We start from the raw sequence: 23,126 nt of genomic DNA on the forward strand, positions 1-23,126 counted from the left end.
TTGACTCGTTTATTGGTTAGTAATGCTATCATCACCCACAGTGACGGTCCGCCACCAGGGCAAAGGGTTCGTGGTCGTGATGCAAAGCTCATTGCCAGGCAATGAAATGCTGTCTTTTCTGATTCGTTGCAAATCAGCCTTTTGGATAGGCCGGGAGTAAATAATCATCTTTCAAGCCTTAAAAGCGATGAAAAATGTTTCAGACAAATAATACAATACCTGAAGCGTATAGTGCATAAGGTTAGTGTATTAAGGGTAATGCATTTCTCAAGGCACAAAAAACCTGACCTCTCAAGCCAGGCCTTGATTTAATGTCACCGGATCCGCAACATCTGTTGTTTTTTTGTTAATTTCAGCAGAATACGCTGATGAGAGTCTGAGACCGGTGGTATAGTGCACATCGGAACGATAGTAATGAATTCCCGTGATCAGTGGTCAGCCTGACAGGGAGTCGACATACCCATGTCACCCCAGCCTTGGCGGGCGACCATGGCATTTTCCAGGAATAATGAACGAATGAAGCAACAATCCTTCGATAAAGACGACCTGCTCCGCTGTTCACAGGGTGAGCTTTTCGGGCCAGGCAATGCCCAACTGCCAGCACCCAACATGCTGATGCTGGATCGTATCGTTCGGATCTCTGAGGAAGGCGGTAAATACGGCAAGGGCGAAATCACTGCCGAGCTGGATATCACTCCGGATCTCTGGTTCTTTGACTGTCATTTTCCGGGTGATCCGGTCATGCCAGGTTGCCTGGGTCTGGACGCCATGTGGCAGCTGGTCGGCTTTTATCTGGGTTGGATGGGTAATCCCGGTCGCGGCAGAGCCCTGGGCAGTGGTGAAGTCAAGTTCACCGGCCAGATCCTGCCGACTAACAAGAAAGTGACCTACCAGATCAATATCAAGCGTATTATCAGTCGCAAGCTGGCGCTGGGTATTGCTGATGGCATTGTCAGCGTCGACGGACGTGAGATTTACACCGCCGAAGGGCTCCGGGTAGGCCTTTTCCAGAGCACCGACGCATTCTGATTCATTCGGATAATTCAGGTTAGATAAATGAAACGTGTTGTAGTTACAGGGATCGGCATCACCTCCTGCCTGGGTAACACCCAGAACGACGTGGCCGACAGCCTCAAACAGGGAAAATCCGGCATCAGCTTTAACGAAAGCTACGCTGAAAAAGGTTTTCGTAGCCAGGTTTCCGGCTCTGTCGACATTGACCTGAGCGAGCATATCGACCGCAAAACCCAACGCTTTATGGGTATGGCGGCTTCTTACGCCTACATTGCCATGAAGCAGGCGATTGAAGATTCCGGCCTGTCTGAAGAACAAGTTTCCAATCCAAGAACCGGCCTCATTGCTGCTTCCGGCGGTGCCTCTTCAGAAAACATTGTCGAAGCCGCAGACATCATGCGCGAAAAAGGCGTCAAACGTGTAGGCCCATACCGTGTAACCCGTACTATGGGCAGTACAGTATCTGCCTGTCTGGCTACCCCATTCAAGATCAAGGGCGTGAACTATTCCATTACTTCTGCCTGTGCCACCAGTGCTCACTGCATCGGTAACGCAGTAGAACAAATCCAGCTGGGTAAACAGGATGTTGTCTTTGCCGGCGGTGGTGAAGAAGAGCACTGGTCACAAACCGGTCTGTTCGATGCCATGGGAGCCCTGAGCACAAAGTACAATGAAAACCCGGACAAAGCCTCCCGTGCTTACGATGCTGACCGTGACGGCTTTGTCATAGCCGGCGGTGGTGGCATGGTAGTTCTGGAAGAACTGGAACACGCAAAGGCCCGTGGTGCCAAAATTTACGCTGAAGTCGTGGGCTACGGCGCCACTTCCGACGGTTATGACATGGTTGCTCCTTCCGGTGAAGGAGCTTCCCGCTGTATGCGTCTGGCCCTGGAAACCGTTGACGGTCCGGTTGACTACATCAACACCCACGGTACATCGACTCCTGTTGGCGATGTGGCAGAACTGAAAGCACTGAAAGAAGTGTTTGGCGACAAGATGCCTACTGTCAGCTCGACCAAGTCCCTCTCCGGTCACTCACTGGGAGCGGCTGGCGTTCAGGAAGCTATCTACTGCCTACTGATGATGAAACACAGCTTCATTACAGCTTCAGCCAACGTAGAAACCCTGGACGATGAAGCCCGGGATCTGCCGATTCTGGTCGGTGAAGCTCGTGAACAAAAGCTAAACCGCATCATGTCCAACAGCTTCGGTTTTGGTGGCACCAATGCTTGTCTGGTATTCCAAAACTACGAAGACTGATAGAAAGGGATTCAAATTTCCGGGTGCTTCAGAAAAATACAAGCGGGATGGGGTGTAGCTTTGTGGTTACTTCCCATCACCCCGGGGAAACAGGAAAGCCGCTTCGAAGCTAAATGCTCGTATCAAATTCAGATAAACGACGGTTACGCTTCCTGCTGATAGAGAGTGCCTTCTTCACAGTCAAAAATGAATATTGGCAGTTTCGAGCCTAATGACTGCTCCGCTTTCTGTTTAAACACAAATCCATCGTTAATGATCTGGTTTCTTTCATAGTAAAGCTTCTCAGTTCGATTAAAAGTAATTAATACAGCCAATACTGAATCAGTAGTATATTCGCATACGACTTCATTATGATTTAATCTGGATTTAATTAAATGAGCTTTTTCAACCATATAGTCTTTTAGTTGTTTAGTTGTTTTAAATAATTTATTGCATTCAGGATCACAGTCCAAAACGAATCGACCAGTAGAATCGGGATTGACAATTTCACCTTTTCGAATAGATATTTTCTCATAGTCCTGTTTTGTTTTATCCCATAACAACCAATAACCTTGACTATCAACAGGCATTGAACCGACATCACTGTCGGCGATGACATGAATTTTCGTTTTCTCTGCATCAACGAGAAAGCCAATATTTCGATATAGCTTCTGCTTTGGGCAGGGGGCCAAAAGTGAGGTTGCAGCACACCTCACAACTTTATCACGGGAAGTAAGCTGAACAAGCTCCCGATCTAATCTCGAAAAGCCTTCATCGTCTATAGAATTGACAAGCATTTTTGCCAATAACTTTCCATCATGCAGCTTTTCATTAAATAAGCTATTTAAGTCTGAAGGACAGGAAGCAGAAACGCCTACTTCTTTTTCGGTTATTGAAAAAAACACTCCTGATTCAGCTCTTTGAATTTGAGCTATTTGATTGATACTTGAATTCATAAAATATCAGCCCCTGAATTTATATATCTATTTAGACCGTAAAAATATAAATTCATTGAAGCTAATTCTAACTAAGGGGTAAGAAGGCATAACAACATTCCCGGAGAAGATCACACCTCTGCGTCAAAATAGTTCTCCCTATCATTATGCCCGACAGCTTCGGTTTTGATAAATTTAACGAACAATACTGAGATAACGCTTTAAGGCTTGCTCTTCTGCTTCAACAACCATTGTTATGTAATCTTGATAGCACTTACCTGTATGGGCTTTATCCAAAGCCTCATAATAGACAAGACGATTCTCCGCCTCAATAATGACGGGTAAGTAACCACTGCTCAATAAGTCGAAGTTCATAAGCAGGCGAGCTGTCCGACCATTCCCATCGACAAAAGGATGAATTCCTACAAAATCAACATGCAGTCTCGCTGCCCTCTCCACAGGGTGACATGCCTGATTTTGATAGCAATCGATCAGTTCTGTCATCAATGGCTGCACGTGCAGATGCTCAGGCGGTATGTGTTGAGCACCCGCAATAATTACATTTTCGTGTCGGTAGCAACCCGCATTAGTATCATCAATATTTTTTAATACTAACTGATGAACAGACTTAATCAGTCGTTCACTGAATGGCTCATTTCGTGCCACTACCGATTCTACCCACTCAATGGCTTCCCGGTGATTGATCGCTTCAAAATGCTCCCTGATTGACTTGCCTCCAACAGTAATACCTTCAAGAACCACCTTCGTTTCCTTAAGTGTCAGAGTATTGCCCTCTATCGCATTGGAGTGATAAGTCCACTCCAATACCATTGCTTCATGGAGTGACTGAACACTGTTTTTTGGCAAGGGTCTGAGTGCATCCAATTGAGCTTTAAGCGCATCAATGGTTTCAAACATACTGTAGGTAATCCTTTCAAATAGTGGTTGTGCCTATTATATGGTAAACAGGATAATTTAAGAAAATTTCACCAGCCATGTACTGTGAAATCAAACGATTCTGCACTATTTATACACCATTTCGCAGACTCATCTATTCTTTGCATTTCACTTGGCATCAGTAACAAAGGGATAAGCATTGAAATTTTTTTCAGTCGCCCTTCTGCATTTCCTATTTTCTATCACTCCCTTGCAGTCAGGCGCTTCAGGCTTTGCTGCTTCGAATGTCGCCATCCCCCCCACAGGATAAATCTCTGCATTGTCTGTACCTTTACCAGTGCTTGATCTGATATTCCGGCTCTCACTCATCCTCCTCAACATCACGGTAGCGAGAATGTCCCAGGCTCAGGTTCCAAAAATGATCAGAACCCCACACCCCCTAAAGCCCCCCCATAACCTGTAATCTTGTTTCCTGAGCCAAATAGATCTCATTAATGACTCATTTTCTCAGGTGGGCCTCAAATGACCGTTCATTATGATGGTGGAGAGAGGGTTTGAATCTGGAATTTACAGACGGAACAATTGCTACAGGTGAACTTGCAGCTCAATCTACCGTTTGAGAGGATGCCTCTGTTGATAGACTGAATATTGGTTTGATAGATGCATCCATGCAGTAGTACCTCCCTGATCAAATTACATTAGACCTACAGAGCCATCTTCTTCAAGAAAATTCATAACAATAATGACAGTACACCTAACAAAAACCTCAACGAAAAGTGCTACCCGCTCAGTCGATAAAATTGGCGTTTTTACTGAGCCGTAGAATCTCTCAACAAGCTTTAAAGGTATTAATCCTTTTCTAATCTGTGTCTTAGAAATATTTTCAACTCAAAATGAATTTATTGGCACGCTTCACTATCGGAACATGGCAAAATCCAGCTACCATTTGTTCAGCCATATTTTAAATCATAATGCTGAAAATAATGAGAGAGGTACTACATTATGCCAGTGATCACTTTATTAGAAGGAACTGAAATCCAAAAGCCAGTAAAAATCTGGACGGATGAAGTCAGCCCACAGGCACTTGAGCAGATGCGCAAAGTCGCCAGCCTGCCCTTTATTCACAAACATGTAGCCGGGATGCCTGACATCCATCTCGGAAAAGGCGCAACAGTAGGATCAGTTATCGCTACCACTGAAGCCATTATCCCTGCTGCCGTTGGCGTGGATATTGGCTGTGGTATGAATGCGGTTCAGTTATCACTGAAAGCTTCTGATCTGCCGGAAAACCTTTTGGCCATTCGAAATGGTATTGAAAAGGTTATTCCCCTGGGAGCAGGTGGACAGCACAAAGAAGCGCAAATAGCCGGTGATTCATCGGTTGCCCTTGGCTTAAAACGTATTCTGGAAAAGCATCCGAATATCATCCAAAGAGGCAACCGGGACAAGTTTGTTCGTCAAATGGGCAGCCTCGGTTCTGGCAACCACTTTATCGAACTGTGTCTGGACGAACAGGACAACCTATGGGTCATGCTGCATTCCGGCAGCCGGGGTATCGGTAACCAGATAGGTCAGTACTTTATTCAGCTGGCTCGTAAAGACATGGAAAGGCAACAGATCCATTTGCCCGACAGAGACCTCGGCTACCTGAAGGAAGGTTCAGAGCACTTTGATGACTACGTTGATGCCGTTGCATGGGCACAAAACTACGCCCTGCTGAACCGGGAACATATGATGAACAGTATTCTTAAAACACTGCGCCTGCATCTGAAACCCTTCACCGTCATTAATGAAGCCATTAACTGCCACCACAACTTTGTTGAGCAGGAGTTCCATGATGGCCAGCAAGTCTGGGTGACTCGTAAAGGGGCTATCCGGGCCAGAAATGACGAGCTGGGTATTATTCCAGGCTCTATGGGCGCCAGGTCTTACATTATTCGTGGCAAAGGCAACCCCGAAGCCTTTTGCAGCTGTGCCCATGGTGCAGGACGGACGATGTCCCGTACCGCTGCCAAAAAAACCTTCACTGTTCGTGATCTTGAAGATCAGACACAGGGCATAGAGTGCAGAAAAGACAAAGGCGTACTGGATGAAATTCCCGGTGCTTACAAAAATATCGATAAGGTCATGAGCCTGCAGAAAGATCTGGTTGAGGTCGTGCGAACGCTAAGGCAGATTGTAAATGTGAAAGGCTAAGTCATCACCGGACATTTCTGATGCCTGTGCTAATGGCAAGTATGTCCGACAATAAAGCTACCGTCAGGAGACTGAACAATGAAAAAACCAAAAAATGCTCATAAACGCCCGGCATCGGCAATACTGAAACTGATGCAAAACCCTATGTACCGCCAGCGCCGGGAAAAACTGAAAACCCGCTATAGCCGTAAAGAGAAACACCGTGGTCGTGCTGATAACAGGCTGCACCAGAAAGCACTGCAGAGGGCAGTGTTTTCTGGTGCAGCCTGATAAAACGAGGAATACAGGAGCTGTCACTGAGTGAGACTATTTTGTTTGCATTGACTCAAAGACAGAAACCAACTTTCTGCCCATTGCGCATTTTCCCGAATCAGAGCCCTGTTTTGTTAGTTTTACTTAACAACACGTTATGAACTCTTGTTCCAAAACCAAGTCTATCCAAGTGTATCCATTTTTAATGTATTTGTTAATTGAGGATAAAGGCTAACTTTCGGAAAACAAAATATGAATGGAATAAATAACAACTCTAACGCTTTAGGTTTACCCCCATCAACACCTAATCAGTCTCTATCCGTGGCACCAACGGGTGTCAGTATGGGCAGAGACATTACTGTATATAACCAGAGTAAACCGTCATTGCTCAATTTATCCTCAGAAGCAAGATCAGGGCAATCAACTGTCCTAAAGGAAGAGCCACCGCTTGTTCAGGATACTTTAGCTGAATCTGCCTGTGCATTTTCCAGATATGTCTCACTTCATAATGAGATAAAAGTCGACAGTGGTTTTTTATCCAATGTTGAGACTGAAACATTAGATCCAGATATAGAATGCATCTCCGAAAGGTCTTTCGTAAAAACAAGAGACACTTCTCCTTGTCCATTAGAATTGAGTATCAATGAACTTAGGCAAGAGACTTTATGTCACTCAACCAGAGCAGTTCTGGAAAAAAACTTCTCTAAAAGCTATTCAACATCTTATATTTTTACAGTTGACGATCAGGATATCTATAAGACATACATCAATGGTGATCCAGAAAATGATTACCTGTTTGTCCACAAGCTGATTTGTATATTTGATAAAAAAAAGGAATGTTTTCATGACTTCGTTATTCATAGAGAAGATAACAATTTTCACATCTTACAATCGATGGCCAATGCGTTTAGCCTTGAAGAATGGATTACGGGTGATTCTGACTCAATAATAGAAAAACAAAAAAAATTCAAAAGAGATAATGATTTGATTTTATTACATCGTGAAAATCATTTACCACCACCATTTTCTAAAGACGACGAAAACATGGTAATAATGATTAAGGAAGAATTAAAAAACACAAAACCATCCTTTGATAAAATTGTAAAAGCGAGAATAAACAAACCCTGTTCTAAAGCTATTTTTAACCAGAAGATTTTGCCTACATTATTTTCAGCCTTAAGAAATTCAGGTAATCATCCCTATTTCAGAATATTCTCAGTTTCAAGAAGATACTTGGATATTAAACCAGAATATAATATTTTTTTAGAAGTATACTATGCCAAATTATAAGTAGTTGATTATTTGAAACCTTATAAAATTGGCGGTAACTTTCAATAAAAATGCCGCCTCAACTTTCTGCTTATTCAGGACAAACCAGTTATGGAGCCCATAAATAACAATTCCTTTAATACAGGTTCAAACTTGTCACCACCTGAGGGAACAAGACTGGGCACACGAGAGGGTAACAATGCGGGTAGGACCATCACTGTAGCTGACAAGGAAAAAAAGAAAAATACATCATTACGGGACTTATCCTCGTTATCACTTTCCATGATTTTTAGCTATTTGAAACTTCGAGATATTCGCAGTTTAGAACGGACATGTACCTACCTTCACGCCGCTGTCAAAAAAGATAACGCCCTGGCAAAAGCATGGTATCACCAGTTTTCTTCTCCACACCAGTATCAACTTAGGATGACTATCACTACAAAAAATGAGAATCAACTCCATGATTGGTTGAAGTCATTCACGAATGATAAGGCGTTAATCGACTCACTGATGGAGCGCCGACATTGTAGTGTTCATGTACCTGCTGTATTGTATTTCACCAAGACTAAGCTGATGTCTGGGTGCAATACTTTTAAATTAGTCACAAAAGCCATCATTAATGAAAATACGCGAGTTAACTCAGCCGCCCTCAGTGCCGATGGCCGTCATCTGGTAACCGCTTGCGTCTATGAACCAGCGAAAATCTACAGCATCAAGACCGATGGATCATGGGTAAAAAAAACCATTATTCCCCATGACAACCCAGTCGCATCAGCCATTTTCAGCCTCGATGGCGAATATGTGGTGACCGCCAGCTGGGATGGCACTGCGAAAATATATGGCTTGGGACGCGATGACACATGGAAACAAAAAGCCATCATTTCCAATGAGTACAGTGTCTACTCAGCCAGCTTCAGCACCGATGGCCATCATGTCGTAACCGCCGGTTTGGATGCGACAGCGAAAATCCATAGCCAGAAGACCGATGGATCATGGAAACTAACAGCTACCCTTACACATAATAAGTCTGTTGAATCAGCCAACTTTAGCACCGATGGCCGCTATGTGGTCACCGCCAGTTACGAGAACAGGGCGAAAATCTATTGCCAGCAAACGGATGGTTCATGGAAAAATACCGGAACCATTCCCCATAATGACGCTGTTATTTCAGCCAGCTTCAGCCCCGATGGATGCCATGTAGTAACAGCCAGTATGGATTTTAGTGCGAAAGTATATGGCCAGAAGACGGACGGATCATGGGAAAAAAAAGGCACCATCTCTCATAGTGGTGCTGTCAATTCAGCCAGGTTCAGCCCGGATAGCCGCTTCGTGGTGACCGCCAGCCGGGATGGCACTGCAAAAATATATAGCCACACAGCTAATGGATCGTGGAAAGAAAAAGTCATCATTTATCATAAGTATTGGGTTCTATCAGCCACCTTCAGCCCTGATGGCCGCCATGTGGTAACTGCCAGCATGGACAGAACGGCCAAAATCATCGGTCAGCAAGACGATGGGTCATGGTTAGAGAAAGCCAGCATTTCCCATAAAGGCAAGGTCTTATCAGCTACCTTCAGCGCCGATGGCAGCCATGTGGTAACCGCCAGTGACGACGGTATAGTGAAGGTTACTGAGTTACAGGTTAGTGATTCATTGTTTGCTGTCACTGAGTAACGCTATTCAGCCTGTATTAAAAGTCAGAAACTTATCGGTCATTTTCCCGAATCAGAGACCAGTTTCGTTGGTTACCGTGAACAACCCGTTGTGAGCCTAACTTTGAAAAGATCGCCGGAAAGCAATGTTTAATTCACATTGACTGGCTCCCGCAGGCACAATTACACGTGCCGCCCTCACTTTCATCCTCATCATCTACCAGATAATCCACAGCATTGGGGTTTATAGCTACCCACTCCGGCAAATCGTCAAGTAACGCCTGTAACTGTTTCAGCTCCGGCTCCGAACCAAACTCGCTTCGCCTGAAACCACCCTCCTGCAAAGCACTGAGTGCCATTAACATTGCCCCAACCGTATCCTGGTCGATGGTAAATTCTGCTACCTGCTGCAGCAACGAATTCTGGGTTCCGTCACCGGTAAACAGAAAATACAAAACGGCCGCTGCAGAACTGGGAGCCCAGGTTCCTCTGAGCTTTTTGTCACCCGTTTTTTTACGAGATCGCTCCGCACCGGAACTGGAAGGCATCAGGCGATTTAACTCAGCCATAACCTCTCCATGATCAGGGTTGCGAGTATACGTGTTTTGCTGGATCTGTTGCTCAATAATCCTCAGGCATTTCAGAACTTCTGGTTCGGTGACATGTCTATAAATGCGCTGAAAAGTTATTTTAGCCAGATCCCTGTTTGCAGTCCTTACATCACGATCTTCGATCATGACTCTTGCAGCAAGGGCAATAACGACAGCAGCCTGCATGGCCTGCTCATGGTTATGACTGACCTGAACTGTCTGCCGAACCCGACTGACAAAATCCTCGTCACTGATAAACGGATCATGATCAAGGATAGCCACAATCGTAGCAATGCCCATGCAGCCGCCATTACCAGAAGAGCCTTCCGCCTTTCCTGACCTTGTACGAAAACTCTGACCGGAAAAACCCAGAACCTGATCCCTGGTTGTTATAGTGCCATTCCTGAATCCCTGAAAGAATGTTTTTAACAACCGTGAGTGAAAAGCACCGTAGTCGCTTAACTCCACATTAATCGGATCTTCCATTTTTAAACGAAAACGCTGCCCATCAGGAAATGCAAAAAAACACTGATACTTAGCCAGCCTGACAACATCAATTTGTGCACCTTTATCCTTTCTTTGGTGCTTTTTATTAGTGCGACCAGAGCTTTGGTAATAGTCCAAAAAGAACTTATAGATCGCAGCCGCTTTATGTGTATCATCGGTAAATAGCCCACGCCTGGCTGCACCGTTGCCATACCGGACTGTTCCCTTATAATCCCCCAGGGCAGTGCCAAGCAAAGCCAGCTCTGCATTGGTCGGGGTAACAGCAAATGCTGGCATTATTACCAGAAAAAAAACAACAAAGCACAGGCAGTGAGCAATGAAGAATTGAAAACCAACTGAGCCAGAACAACATTCTGGCTCAGTTCGACTCGGGACGGTCATTAAATATATTCCTAAGATCCATTCAGATAAGGGAATAATAGCGGCTTTATTAAGTCTTGCTACCCGATAGCCTGCAGGCAATGTAAAACTTAATGGACATCAGCGGCCATCATCAACAAGAGCTATTACAAGACCATCCCCTGGGGGGCGGGTTCATCCTGTTATTGTTAGTTGTACTTAACAACACGCTATGAACTTTTATGTCAAAACGAACTCTAATTCATCGCATCTTTTTTTGTATGTGCTTTCTAATCATGGATAAATCTAACTTTCGGAGAACCAGGCATGGATGGACTGAATAATAACTGCGGTATTGCAGGTCAACACCCAATAACCACTATAGCCACTCAATCAATAACACCAACGGGCATCAGTGCAGGTAGAACCATCGCTTTAGTTAATAAGGAAAAACCTTCATTGCTGGATTTATCTCCATTACCCTTTTCCATTATTTTTCGCTATTTGAAGCTTCGGGATATTCACCGTTTCCATCTTCAGCGCCGATAGCAGCCACGTGTTGATTGCCAGCCAGGATGGCAGTGTGAAAATCTATGGCCAGACAAGCAAAGGATCATGGGAAAAAAAAGTCACCATTTATCATAAGTGTGGAATTCAATCAGCCACTTTCAGCCCCGATGATTGCCATGTGGTGACTGCAAGCTTAGACGGAACCTCGAAAATCATTGGTCAAAGAACCGATGGATCATGGTTAGAAAGAGGCAGCATTTCCCATGATGACACAGTCTTTTCAGCCACCTTCAGTGCCGATGGCAGCCATGTGGTGACTGCCAGTAAATACGGTACGGTGAAAATCACTGAGCTACAGGGCAGTGACTCATTGTTTGCTGTCACCGAGTGACGCCATTCTACAGATACTGAAAGACGGACAGTCTGTTAGCACTCACAACAACGGGTTATGAACTTTTATTCCGAAACTGACTCTAACTCACCGCATCTTTTTTTGTCAGTGATTTCTAATCAAAGATAAATGCTAACTTTCGGAGAACCAGGCATGGATGGACTAAATAATCACCCCGGTATTGCAGATCCACACCCAATACCCAAAATACCAGCTCAATCGGCAACACCAACGGGCATCAGTGCAGGCAGAGCCATCGCTGTAGCTGATAAGGAAAAAACTTCATTGCTGGATTTATCCCCACTACCTTTTTCCATTATTTTTCGCTATTTGAAGCTTCGGGATATTCACCGTTTACAACAGGTATGCACCCATCTTAACGATGCTGTCAAAGAAGATAAGGCTCTGGCAAAAGCATGGTATCGCCAGTTTCCTTCTCATCACCAGTATCAACTGAGAGCAACCATCATGACAAAAAATGAGAGTCAACTCCGTGGTTGGTTGCAGTCATTTACGAATGATCAGGCGTTAGTCGATTCACTCACAAATCGCCAACAAAAGAGTATTTATTCACCTGCTCTGTTGTATTTCACCAAGTCTAAGCTGATGTCTGATTGTGAAAAGTTTAATTTAGTTTCAAAATCCACCATTTACGAAAAAGCAATGATCAACTCAGCGGCCCTCAGTGCCGATGGCCACCATCTGGTAACCGCCAGTAAAGACAACAAAGCGAACATCTACGGCCATACCATGGATGGATCATGGGAATTAAAAGCCATCATTTCCCATAAAGATTCCGTCCTTTCATGCGCCTTCAGCACCGATAGCCTTCATGTGGTGACCACCAGCAGAGATGGCACTGCGAGAATATATGGCTTAGGGTGCGATGAATCATGGCAATTTAAAGCCAGTATTACCCACAATTTACCGATCATATCAGCCATCTTCAGCACCGATGGCCGCCATCTGTTGGCTAAGGATATGTTTGACTCTGAGCAAATCCATAGCCGGAAGGCCGATGAATCGTGGAAATTTACAGTCGCCTTCTCGTCATTTACTTTTGTTCAGCCAACCACCCTCAGCAACGATGGCTATCATATGGTCACCTCCAGGTGTTATGACAAGGGAATAATCTACAGCTACAAGATTGATGGATCACGTGAAATAAAAGGTACCATTCCCGATTTTAGTCATGTCATTTCAGCGAGCCTAAGCTCCGATGGCCACCATTTAGTGACTGCGGACACGGATCACAGGGCGAGAATCTATGGCAAGGAGGCCGATGGATCATGGTTACGAAAAATCATCATTCAATTCAAGGATCGTGTCCGCTCGGCCACCTTCAGCGCCGATAGCCACCATGTGTTGATTGCCAGCAAGGATGGCATGGTGAGAATCTACGGCCAGAAAAGCAAGGGATCATGGGAAAGAAAAGTCACTATTTATCATAAGCGCGGACTCCAATCAGCCACTTTCAGCCCCGATAGCCGTCATGTGGTGACTGCCGGCTCTGACGGAACCTCGAAAATCATTGGTCAAAAAACCGATGGATCATGGTTAGAAAAAGGCAGCATTTCCCATGATGACACGGTCTTATCAGCCACCTTCAGTGCCGATGGCAGCCATGTGGTGACTGCCAGTAAAGACGGTACGGTGAAAATCACTGAGCTACAGAGCAGTGACTCATTGTTTGCTGTCACCGAGTGACGCCATTCTACAGGTACTGAAAGAAAGAAAGACAGTCTGTTAGCACTCAACAACGGGTTATGAACTTTTATTCCGAAACTGACTCTAACTCACCGCATCTTTTTTGTATGTGCTTTCTAATCAATGATAAATGCTAACTTTCGGAGAACCAGACATGGATGGACCAAATAGTCACTCCGGTATTGCAGATCCACAGCCAATACCCACTATACCAGCCCGATCGACAGCACCAACGGGCATCAGTGCAGGTAGAGTCATTGCTATAGCTGATGAGAAAAAAACTTCATTGCTGGATTTATCTCCATTACCCTTTTCTATTATTTTTCGCTATTTGAAGCTTCGGGATATTCACCGTTTACAACAGGCATGCAACCACCTTCACGATGCTGTCAAAAAAGATAATGCTCTGGCAAAAGCATGGTATCGCCAGTTTCCTGCTCATCACCAGTATCAACTAAGAGCAACCATCACGACAAAAAATGAGAGTCAACTCCGTGATTGGTTGCAGTCATTTACGAATGATAAGGCACTCGTTGGCTCACTTACAGACCGTCGTCAGGAGAGTGTTTATTCACCTGCTCTGTTGTATTTCACCAAGACTCAGCTGATGTCTGATTGTGAAAAGTTTAATTTAGTTTCAAAATCCATCATTTACGAAAAAGCAATTATCAACTCAGCCGCCCTCAGTGCCGATGGCCGCCATCTGGTCACCGCCAATAGAGACAACAAAGCGATCATCTACCGCCATACGATAGATGGATCATGGGCAGTTAAATCCACCATTCCCCATCAAAGTATGGTCTTATCAGCTACATTCAGCCCCGATAGCCAACACGTGGTGACCGTCAGTTGGGATGGCACAGCAAAACTATATAGTTTGGGGGGCGATGAATCATGGGAGCAAAAAGTCATCATTTCCCACAGGCACACCGCCAGCTCAGCCACATTTAGTACCGATAGCCGCCATGTCATAACCAGCGGTTGGGATAACACAGCGAAAATCCATAGCCAGAATGACGATGGATCATGGAGATTAACAGCCATTTTCTCCCATAATAATTTTGTCACATCAGCCACCTTTAGCGCCGATAGCCACCAGGTGGTCACCTCCAGTTACGACAGAACGGCGAAAATCCATTGCCAGAAGACCGATGGATCATGGGAAGAAAAAGGTGTCATTCCCCATGATGAGCTTGTCAATGCAGCCAGTTTCAGCCTCGATGGCCATCATGTGGTGACCGCCAGTAAGGATTCCAAGGCGAAAATCTATAGCAAGGAGGCCGATGGATCATGGGTACAAAAAGCCATCATCCCCCACGATGCTGAAGTCAACTCGGCCACCTTCAGTCCCGATGGCCGTCATGCAGTGACTGCCAGTGACGATGGCATAGTGAAAATCATCGGCCAGAAAGCCAATGGCTTATGGGAAGAAAAAATCATCTTCAAGCATAAGTATGGCGTCTTGTCTGTTACCTTCAGCCCTGATGCCCGCCATGTGGTGACTGCCAGCAGGGACAACACGGCGAAAATCATTGGCGAGAAAGATGATGGGACATGGTCAGAGAAAGCCAGCATTGTCCATTGCTCCACGATCTCATCAGCCACCTTCAGCGCCGATGGCAGCCATGTGGTAACCGGCAGTTGGGATCACTCGGTGGAAATCACTGAACTACAAAGGACGTAATAATTTAAGGTGAAGAATCAGGCAAGGCGAACATCAGTACCTGGCCAATGAGCCAGCACTTTTGAATTCCAAAGGGTCAGGTAATTAAGGCGCTTGGGAGAACTCTTATTTACTTTTACTGTCTTAAGAGCACAATGGGAGGTTACTTTGCCATGAATTACGAATTACCACCATCCTGCGGTTCAGGATCGCAACCGTCACAAAACCGCTTGCCTGATGCCCATCGGGAAACAACGCCTGCATCTAATTTAAACCCGAATGCGCTACCGTTTGTTCCTCGTGGTTCGAGGGATGATCGGTCTTTGGACACGCCCCCAACTATTCGCCGTCGGCGAACCACTGCGCACAGGGCATCTTTTTCTCAAAGGCCGCAGCCGTCAACCAACAAGCAATCGTCTAAGTCGGCAAAACAAAAAGTCAACGAAGCTTTCGAAGAATTAAAAAACCAACATTTCACCTATGCAGAAGAACAATTCCTGGCCATCTTGCAAGAATGCCCGGACGAACTCAGCCGAGCTGACTATCAAAACTCAGTCCTGGGGCTGGCCAGATCGCTAAAAGAGCAAACCCCGGAAAAGCAGGAAAAAGCCCGTACTCATTTGCAAAAACTCAGACTGAATGGACCATTGACTGCATTCGGGGCTTCCGTCATTCCTAACCTTGACCTGACCCTGAGCCTCTGTGAACAGGCACTTGGGTTGCTCCCGAAAGCTGAAGAACGACTTATAAGACTGAGAAATATAGAGCCCGATGCTGATGAAGAGATCCTTTGCCAGCATTCCCGCTATTTTGACGCTGATATTGCTAATGCCCGACTGTGGTCATTGATGGACAAACACCAGATGACTGAAACACTCTTGGTGAACATGAAAAAAGAGCTGACCAGAAAGCTGCTGTCGAATCAATGGCCTGGCAATGCAGAAACACTGCATAAACGACTCCAGGTCGTCAATATTACCCTGATGAGGCTCTTACAGGAGAGAGGCCTGTATGAATGGGCTGAAAAATTACTGTTCGACATCAGTGACAAACAAGCCAGTGACGGTGAGGATTTCCTTTGCAAGGCCAGTGGAAATGATGAAATTGATATAGCACTGACACGACTCTGGCAGCTAATGGGAAAAAGTGAGCAGGCTGAAAAACTGCTGCTGAGCATGAGTAACAAGCATCAGACTGACAGTATTGAAAGGCTTTGCAGGATCACTGGAAAGCGTGGGGTTGACCTGAATCTGGCCCTACTCTGGCAGGTCATGGAAAAGCTGGAACTTTGTGGAAAACTGCTGCTGAACATGAGTCACAAGCACCCCGGTAACAGTGAAGAAATCCTTTGTCAGCCCTGTGGAGATTATGAAATTGATCTGGCCCTGGTCCGACACTGGGAGCAGATAGGCCAATATAAAATGGCCGAAAAGCTGCTGCTGAACATGGTGGGTAAAGAGCTCAATCAAAATCAGGAAATCCTGTGTCAACCCTGTGGAGATCATGTCCTGGATCTGGCCCTGGCCATACTCTGGCAGTTGATGGGCAACTATGAGTGGGCAGAAAGACTGCTGCTGAACATGTGTGACAAACACCCCGATGACAACGAAGAACGTCTTTGCAAGCCTACCGGGAAGAAAGATCTTGATGTGGTGCTGGCAAGAAATTGGGAGGTGCTGGGCAAATATACACTGACTGAAAGATTGCTGTTGAACATGGCCGGCAAGTCCCTCTTCGCCGGTGAGGAAGCGCTGTGCAAACGCTCTGGAAATCTTAGCATTGATCTGACTCTGGTGAAATTTTGGGAGAGAACGGGCGACTATAAACGGTCTGAAAAACTGCTGCTGGACATGAGTGGCAAGCAGCTCGATGACACAGAGGAAGACCTTTGCAAGGCCTGCGGGCATCTTCTTATTGACCTGGCCCTGGCGCGAAACTGGAAGGCAATGGGCAAACATAGACGGTCTGAAAAACTGCTGCTGGACATGAGTGACAAGCAACCCAATGACACTGAGGAAGACCTTTGCACACCCAGCGGAAATCACGATCTTGATCTGGCCCTGGTCCGCCTCTGGCAGGTGATGGATAAGAATGAACGGGCTCAAAGACTGATACATCGTTGCTCTGATTTATACCATACAAGTGAATGTGAATTCGCACTGCTGAACTCATACATCGGAGAAGCAAGATTTATGGAAATGGTGACCGGGTATCAGGAAAGTGCCAATACCTTGCTGGCAACCTCGATCCATTATTTCAAACTGGCTTCTCTGCAGATAACAAACAATGACCCTGAGTCAGGACAAGATAATCTCAAAAAAGCGCTTGAGTACGTGGAATCCGCACTGGAAAAATACCCCCCGAGTGCAGGCGCTTATTCGCAAAAAGCTCACTGTCTCAGAATGATGCGTTACCCTGAAGACGAATGGCAGAAATGGTTCAGAAAAGCCGACACCCTTGACCCCAGCCGGGGAGGAAAGTTTAAAGCTAACGACTCTTGGCGAACCACCGAAGCTCAAGCGGTTGAAAAGCTGAAGTATCAGGCACGGCGAACCTAATGCAGCCAAGCCTTGATATCCATACAGTCCCCTCGTTCATCCTGAGCAACCAAACCCCGTTCATCCTGAGCGGAGTTTATTCCAAAGGGTCAGGTCATTGAGGCGCTTGGGTGAACTCTTATGTACTTTTGCTGTCTTAAGAGCGTAAAAGGAGGTTACTTTGCCATGAGTTACGGATTACCACCAGACTACGGTTCAACATCGCAACCGTCTCAACATCGCTTGCCTGATGCCAATCAAGATGCCAATCAGGACATTCATCAGGAAACAATGCCTGAATCTAAACTCAACCCGTGTGCGCAACCGTTTGTTCCTCGTGGTTCGGGCGGCGATGACGATCGATCTTCGGGTACGCCCCCAACTATTCGTGATCGACGAACCACTGCGCACAGGGCATCTTTTTCTCAAAGGCCGCACCCGTCAGGGAACAAGCAATCGCCCAAAGAGGCAAGAGAAAACATCAACCAAGCTTACATAACACTGAAAAACAAACAGTTCAGCGATGCAGAAGAAAAATTCCAGGCCGTCATAGATGAATTCGGGAGCCAACTCAGCCAGGCCGACTACCAAAACTCAGTCATAGGTCTGGCAAGATCGCTGAATGAGCAAACCCCGGAAAAGCAGGAAGAAGCCTGTTCTCATCTGGAAGAACTCAGGTCGAAAGGACGATTGACTAAACTCGGGGCTTCCACCATTCCTTACCTTGACCTGGTCCTGAGCCGCTGTGAAGAAGCACTTGGATTGCTTTCAAAGGCTGAAACACGACTGTTAAAACTGAGAAACATAAATCCCGATGCTGATGAAGAGATTCTTTGCCAGCATTCCCACAATTTCGACGCTGATATTACCAATGCCCGACTGTGGCAGTTTATGGAAAAACACCAGAGGACTGAAACGCTTCTGGTGAACATAAAAAAAGAGCTGACCGACAAGCTGCTGTCGAAACAATACAGAGCCATGGCAAAAACACTGCATCAACAACTCCGTACCGTCAATATTGCCCTGGTGCGACTCTTACAGGAGATGGGCCTGTATGAATGGGCTGAAGAGTTACTGTTAGACATCAGTGGCAAGCGATCCAATAACAGCGAGGGGTTCCTTTGCAAGCCCTGTAGAAATAATGAAATTAATCTGGCACTGGCACGACTCTGGCAGGTAATGGGAAAGCATGAACGGACTGAAAAACTGCTGCTGAACATGAGTGGCAAGCACCCCAATGCCAGTGAAGAGATTCTTTGCAGGCCTTTTGGGGTTTTTGCTATTGATATGGCTTTGGTGCGGCATTGGGAAATTATGAATAAACACAAACCGTCCGGAAAGTTGCTGCTGAACATGTGTGACAAACACCCCGATGCCAGTGAGGAGGTTCTTTGCAGGCCTTTTGGGAATCTTGATATTGATCTGCCTTTGGTGCGGCATTGGGAGATCACGGGCAACTATCATCTGGCTGAAAAACTGCTACTGAACATGCTTGGCAAGCAGCCCGGCAAAAACAAAGAAATCCTGTGTCAACCCTGCGGAAATTATGATCTGAATCTGAAGCTGGCGCGACTCTGGCATGATATGGGCAACTATGAATGGGCTGAAAGTCTGCTGCTGAACATGTGTGGCAAAGACCCCAATGGCAATGAAGAACACCTGTGCAAACCTTGCGGGAATAACGATATTGACCTGGCCCTGATAAGAAATTGGGAGATGCTGGGCAAATATGAATGGGCTAAAAAATTGCTATTTAGCGTGGCAGGCAAGTCTCCCCTCGCCAGTGAGGAAGAGCTGTGCAAACCCTGTGGTGATTTTAACATCGACCTGACTCTGGTGAGATATTGGGGGATAGTGGGCGAGAATAAACGGTCTGAAAAACTGCTGCTGGATATGAGTGGCAAGCAGCTCGATGACAATGAGGAAGACCTTTGCAAGGCCTGCGGGCATCTTCTTATTGACCTGGCCCTGGCGCGAAACTGGAAGGCAATGGGCGAACATAGACGGTCTGAAAAACTGCTGCTGGACATGAGTGGCAAGCAACCCAATGACACTGAGGAAGACCTGTGCACCCCCAGCGGAAATCACGATATTGATCTGGCCCTGGTCCGCCTCTGGCAGGTGATGGATAAAAATGAACGGGCTCAAAGACTGATTCATCGTTGCTCTGATTTATACCATACCAGTGAATGTGAATTCACACTGCTGAACTCATACATCGGGGAAGCAAGATTTATGGAAATGGTGACCGGGTATCAGGAAAGTGCCAATACCTTGCTGGCAACCTCGATCCATTATTTCAATCTGGCTTCCCGGCAGATAGCCGATGGTGACCCTGAGAGAGGACAAGATAACCTTATAAAGGCACTTGAGTCTGTGGAATCCGCACTGGAGAAATATCCCGAGACTGCAAGCGCTTGCTCGCAAAAAGCGCACTGCCTCAGAATGATGAATTACAAAGAAGAAGAGTGGGAGGAATGGTTCAAAAAAGCCAACGTTCTTGACCCAGGCCGGGTAGACAGGTTTAAAGCTTACGACGACTGGCGAATCATCGAAGCTTCTGCTGTTGAGAAGGTAAAAAATCAGGCACTGCGAACATAAGCGCCTGCGGCGAAAATAAGAGTCTGACCAATGAGCCAGAACTGTTTCATTCCAAAGGGCCAGGTAATTAAGGCACTTCCATGAACTTCTTTGTCCGTTTGCTGTCTCAAGAGCATAAAGAGGGGTTACTTTGCCATGAGTTTCGGATTACCACCAGCCTACGGTTCAACATCGCAACCTTCACAAAACCACTTGCCTGATGCTCATCAGGACGGAAAGCCTACATCTGATTTAAACCCGAATGCGCTTCCGTTTGTTCCTCGTGGTTCGAGCAGCGATCAGTCTTCTGACACGCTCCCAACTATTCGCCGTCGGCGAACCACTGCCCACAGGGCACCTTCTTCTCAGAGGTGGCACCGGTCAACCAGAAAGAAATCGCCTGAAGCGGCTGAAAAAAAAATCCATGAAGCATACAAAGCACTGAAAAACCAACAATTTACCCATGCAGAAGACAAATTCCAGGCTACCTTGCAAGAATATCGGGGCCAACTCAGCGAGGCCGACTACCAAAGCTCAGTCATAGGACTGGCAAGATCGCTGAATGAGCAAAACCGGGAAAAGCAAAAAAAAGCCTTTTATCGTCTGGAACAACTTCGATTGAGAGGATCATTGACTCCATTAGGGGCTTCCACCACTCCTAACCTTGACGTGACCCTGAGCCGCTGTGAACAAGCACTTGGATTGCTTTCGGATGCTGAAACACGACTGATAAGACTGAGAAATAAAACAGCCGATGCTGATGAAGAGATCCTTTGCCAGAAATCTCACAATTTTGACGCTGATATTACCAATGCCCGACTTTGGAAGTTGATGGGAAAACACCAGATGAGTGAAACACTGATGGTGAACATGAAAACAGAGCTGACCAGAAAGCTACTATCGAATCCAAGCACTGCTACTGCAGAAACCCTCTATAAACAACTCCGTATCGTAACTCTTGCCCTGGTGCGACTCTTGCAGGAGAGAAGCCTGTATGAATGGGCTGAAGACCTGCTGCTGGACATGATTGGCAAGCAATCCAATGACAGCGAGGAGATCCTTTCTCAGCCCTGTGGAGATAATGCAATTGATCTGGCTCTGGCACGACACTGGCAGTTGACAGGAAAGAATGAACGGGCTGAAAAGCTGCTGTTGAACATGAGTGGCAAGCACCCCAATGCCAGTGAAGAAATTCTATGCACTCACTCTGGAAATCGTGAAATTGACCTTGCCCTGGTGCGACTCTGGCAGACGAAAGGCAAACACGAATGGTCTGAAAAATTGCTGCTGAACATGAGTGGCAAGCACCCTGATGCCAGTGCGGAGATGCTTTGCAAGCCTTTTGGGCATCTCGACATTGATCTGACTTTGGCGCTGCATTGGGAGGTCATGGGCAAATATCACCTGGCTGAAGGATTGCTACTGAACATGAGTCGAAAACACCTTGGTGACAGTGTTGAAAGGCTTTGCAGGCCCACTGGAAAGCGTGAGATTGACCTGACTCTGGTTCGACTCTGGCAGATCATGGATAAACCTGAACTTTCCGGAAAGATGCTGCTGAACATGAGCGGCAAGCACCCTGGTAACAGTGAAGAAATCCTGTGTCGGCCCTGTGAAAATTATGAAATTAATTTGGCCCTGGTTCGATACTGGGGGCAGGTAGGCCAATATAACAGGGCTGAAAAGCTGCTGCTGAACATGATGGGCAAAAAACCCAATCAAAATAAAGAAATTCTGTGTCAACCCACTGGAAATAATGTCCTGGATCTGGCTCTGGCCTTACTCTGGCAGACGATGGGCAACTATGAATGGACAGAAAGACTGCTGCTGAACATGAGTCACAAGCACCCCGATGACAATGAAGAGCGCCTGTGCAAGCCTTGCGGGAAGAAAGATATTGATCTGGCGCTGGCAAGAAATTGGGAGATGCAGCGCAAATACACACTGACTGAAAGGTTGCTGTTGAATATGGTTGGCAAATCTCCCTTTGCCAGTATGGAAGCGCTGTGCAAGCCCTCTGGAGATCTGACAATCGACCTGACTCTGGTGAGACATTGGGGAAGAGTGGGCGAATATAAACGGTCTGAAAAACTGCTGCTGAACATGAGTGGCAAGTCCGCCAATGGCAATGAGGAAGACCTGTACAAGCCCTGTGGGCACCTTCAGATTGACATAATTCTGGTGCGAATTTGGGAGGATATGGGCAAATATACACGGTCTGAAAAACTGTTGCTGAACATGAGTGACAAGCACCCCGATGACGCTGAGGAAGAACTGTGCAAGCCCTCTGGGAAGCACGATATTGATCTGACCCTGGTAATGCTCTGGCAGATGATGGATAAAAATGAACGGGCTCAAAGACTGATTCATCGCTGCTGTGATTTATACCATACGAGTGAATGTGAATTGGCACTGCTGAGTACCTATGCCGGAACAGCAAGGTTCATGGAAATGATGACTGGGTATCAGGAAAGCGCCAATAGAATACTGTTAACTTCGATCCATTATTTCAGTCTGGCTTCCCGGCAGATAGCAGATGGCGACCCTGAGACAGGACAGGATAGCCTTAAAAAGGCGCTTGAGTATGCAGAATCCGTACTGGAGAAATACCCCAGGAATGCAAGCGCCTGTTCGCAAAAAGCCCACTGTCTCAGAATGATGAATTACAGTAAAGACGTTTGGAGCGAATGGTTCAAAAAAGCCGAAACCCTTGACCCCGGACGGGGAGAGAAGTTTAAAGCTTACGACATTTGGCGAATCATCGAAGCCAGAGCTGTTGAAAAGGTGAAGAATCAGGCACAGCAAACATAAGCGCCTGCGGCGAAAATAAGAGTCTGGCCAATGAGCC

General features: G+C 46.2%; 17 protein-coding genes. 13 read left to right on the forward strand and 4 right to left on the reverse strand.

Going from position 1 to position 23,126, the window contains the following annotated elements; genetic code table 11:
* Positions 1–9 precede the first annotated feature (9 nt).
* Positions 10–168: a hypothetical protein gene (locus KBW69_RS00640; protein ID WP_257274711.1), complete on the reverse strand. Its 159-nt coding sequence runs from the start codon at positions 166–168 to the stop codon at positions 10–12.
* 348 nt (positions 169–516) lie between these two features.
* Here KBW69_RS00640 and fabA point away from each other — a divergent pair, with 348 nt between their 5' ends.
* Together fabA and fabB are read left to right on the forward strand one after the other, a co-directional pair.
* Positions 517–1,029, forward strand: coding sequence for a 3-hydroxyacyl-[acyl-carrier-protein] dehydratase FabA (gene fabA, locus KBW69_RS00645; protein ID WP_257274732.1), 513 nt, complete (start codon positions 517–519; stop codon positions 1,027–1,029).
* A gap of 27 nt (positions 1,030–1,056) precedes the next feature.
* On the forward strand, positions 1,057–2,274 hold the full coding sequence (gene fabB / locus KBW69_RS00650; RefSeq protein ID WP_257279529.1) for a beta-ketoacyl-ACP synthase I: 1,218 nt from the start codon (positions 1,057–1,059) through the stop codon (positions 2,272–2,274).
* Positions 2,275–2,417: 143 nt separating this feature from the next.
* On the opposite strand, the gene KBW69_RS00655 is transcribed toward fabB, so the two are convergent.
* Positions 2,418–3,209, reverse strand: coding sequence for a hypothetical protein (locus tag KBW69_RS00655; RefSeq protein WP_257279530.1), 792 nt, complete (start codon positions 3,207–3,209; stop codon positions 2,418–2,420).
* A 174-nt stretch (positions 3,210–3,383) separates the two neighbouring features.
* Positions 3,384–4,106, reverse strand: coding sequence for a Fic family protein (locus KBW69_RS00660; RefSeq protein WP_257279531.1), 723 nt, complete (start codon positions 4,104–4,106; stop codon positions 3,384–3,386).
* A 981-nt stretch (positions 4,107–5,087) separates the two neighbouring features.
* Here KBW69_RS00660 and KBW69_RS00665 point away from each other — a divergent pair.
* The 4 genes from KBW69_RS00665 (at position 5,088) to KBW69_RS00680 (ending at position 9,476) form a co-directional block, all read left to right on the forward strand.
* Positions 5,088–6,281 (forward strand): RtcB family protein, encoded by a 1,194-nt coding sequence (locus KBW69_RS00665; protein ID WP_257275677.1) that lies wholly within the window; start codon positions 5,088–5,090, stop codon positions 6,279–6,281.
* Positions 6,282–6,359: 78 nt separating this feature from the next.
* Positions 6,360–6,551, forward strand: coding sequence for a hypothetical protein (locus KBW69_RS00670; protein ID WP_257279532.1), 192 nt, complete (start codon positions 6,360–6,362; stop codon positions 6,549–6,551).
* A gap of 234 nt (positions 6,552–6,785) precedes the next feature.
* Positions 6,786–7,823 carry a hypothetical protein gene (locus tag KBW69_RS00675; protein WP_257279533.1) on the forward strand — a complete coding sequence of 346 codons (1,038 nt, stop codon included), beginning with the start codon at positions 6,786–6,788 and terminating at the stop codon, positions 7,821–7,823.
* Positions 7,824–7,955: 132 nt separating this feature from the next.
* Positions 7,956–9,476, forward strand: a complete 1,521-nt coding sequence (locus tag KBW69_RS00680) for an F-box/WD40 repeat-containing protein (protein WP_257279534.1) — start codon at positions 7,956–7,958, stop codon at positions 9,474–9,476.
* A 133-nt stretch (positions 9,477–9,609) separates the two neighbouring features.
* Here the strand turns inward: KBW69_RS00680 and KBW69_RS00685 are convergent, their stop codons facing one another.
* On the reverse strand, positions 9,610–10,827 hold the full coding sequence (locus tag KBW69_RS00685) for an ADP-ribosylglycohydrolase family protein (RefSeq protein WP_257275422.1): 1,218 nt from the start codon (positions 10,825–10,827) through the stop codon (positions 9,610–9,612).
* A 390-nt stretch (positions 10,828–11,217) separates the two neighbouring features.
* Here KBW69_RS00685 and KBW69_RS00690 point away from each other — a divergent pair, with 390 nt between their 5' ends.
* From KBW69_RS00690 to KBW69_RS00720, 7 genes are all read left to right on the forward strand, one after another.
* A complete protein-coding gene (locus KBW69_RS00690; protein WP_257275421.1) occupies positions 11,218–11,439 on the forward strand; it encodes a hypothetical protein in 222 nt (73 codons plus the stop codon).
* A 10-nt stretch (positions 11,440–11,449) separates the two neighbouring features.
* Complete coding sequence (locus KBW69_RS00695; protein WP_257279535.1) at positions 11,450–11,791, forward strand: WD40 repeat domain-containing protein; 342 nt, start codon at positions 11,450–11,452, stop codon at positions 11,789–11,791.
* 153 nt (positions 11,792–11,944) lie between these two features.
* The gene (locus KBW69_RS00700; protein ID WP_257279536.1) at positions 11,945–13,498 is read left to right on the forward strand and encodes an F-box/WD40 repeat-containing protein; all 1,554 of its coding nucleotides are present in this window, start codon (positions 11,945–11,947) and stop codon (positions 13,496–13,498) included.
* A 154-nt stretch (positions 13,499–13,652) separates the two neighbouring features.
* Positions 13,653–15,182, forward strand: a complete 1,530-nt coding sequence (locus KBW69_RS00705) for a WD40 repeat domain-containing protein (protein ID WP_257279537.1) — start codon at positions 13,653–13,655, stop codon at positions 15,180–15,182.
* Positions 15,183–15,334: 152 nt separating this feature from the next.
* Positions 15,335–17,719 (forward strand): lipopolysaccharide assembly protein LapB, encoded by a 2,385-nt coding sequence (locus tag KBW69_RS00710; RefSeq protein ID WP_257279538.1) that lies wholly within the window; start codon positions 15,335–15,337, stop codon positions 17,717–17,719.
* 165 nt (positions 17,720–17,884) lie between these two features.
* Positions 17,885–20,299, forward strand: coding sequence for a PABP-interacting PAM2 motif-containing protein (locus KBW69_RS00715; protein ID WP_257279539.1), 2,415 nt, complete (start codon positions 17,885–17,887; stop codon positions 20,297–20,299).
* Positions 20,300–20,434: 135 nt separating this feature from the next.
* Positions 20,435–23,089, forward strand: coding sequence for a hypothetical protein (locus KBW69_RS00720; RefSeq protein ID WP_257279540.1), 2,655 nt, complete (start codon positions 20,435–20,437; stop codon positions 23,087–23,089).
* Positions 23,090–23,126 lie beyond the last annotated feature (37 nt).

It is taken from the genome of Endozoicomonas sp. ISHI1, from assembly GCF_024606225.1.
Lineage (GTDB): Bacteria > Pseudomonadota > Gammaproteobacteria > Pseudomonadales > Endozoicomonadaceae > Endozoicomonas_A.

Coding starts and splice junctions, on each gene's coding strand:
- KBW69_RS00640 (WP_257274711.1), bottom strand. CDS start 168: ATGATTATTTACTCCCGGCCTATCCAAAAGGCTGATTTGCAACGAATC.
- fabA (WP_257274732.1), top strand. CDS start 517: ATGAAGCAACAATCCTTCGATAAAGACGACCTGCTCCGCTGTTCACAG.
- fabB (WP_257279529.1), top strand. CDS start 1,057: ATGAAACGTGTTGTAGTTACAGGGATCGGCATCACCTCCTGCCTGGGT.
- KBW69_RS00655 (WP_257279530.1), bottom strand. CDS start 3,209: ATGAATTCAAGTATCAATCAAATAGCTCAAATTCAAAGAGCTGAATCA.
- KBW69_RS00660 (WP_257279531.1), bottom strand. CDS start 4,106: ATGTTTGAAACCATTGATGCGCTTAAAGCTCAATTGGATGCACTCAGA.
- KBW69_RS00665 (WP_257275677.1), top strand. CDS start 5,088: ATGCCAGTGATCACTTTATTAGAAGGAACTGAAATCCAAAAGCCAGTA.
- KBW69_RS00670 (WP_257279532.1), top strand. CDS start 6,360: ATGAAAAAACCAAAAAATGCTCATAAACGCCCGGCATCGGCAATACTG.
- KBW69_RS00675 (WP_257279533.1), top strand. CDS start 6,786: ATGAATGGAATAAATAACAACTCTAACGCTTTAGGTTTACCCCCATCA.
- KBW69_RS00685 (WP_257275422.1), bottom strand. CDS start 10,827: ATGCCAGCATTTGCTGTTACCCCGACCAATGCAGAGCTGGCTTTGCTT.
- KBW69_RS00690 (WP_257275421.1), top strand. CDS start 11,218: ATGGATGGACTGAATAATAACTGCGGTATTGCAGGTCAACACCCAATA.
- KBW69_RS00700 (WP_257279536.1), top strand. CDS start 11,945: ATGGATGGACTAAATAATCACCCCGGTATTGCAGATCCACACCCAATA.
- KBW69_RS00705 (WP_257279537.1), top strand. CDS start 13,653: ATGGATGGACCAAATAGTCACTCCGGTATTGCAGATCCACAGCCAATA.
- KBW69_RS00710 (WP_257279538.1), top strand. CDS start 15,335: ATGAATTACGAATTACCACCATCCTGCGGTTCAGGATCGCAACCGTCA.
- KBW69_RS00715 (WP_257279539.1), top strand. CDS start 17,885: ATGAGTTACGGATTACCACCAGACTACGGTTCAACATCGCAACCGTCT.
- KBW69_RS00720 (WP_257279540.1), top strand. CDS start 20,435: ATGAGTTTCGGATTACCACCAGCCTACGGTTCAACATCGCAACCTTCA.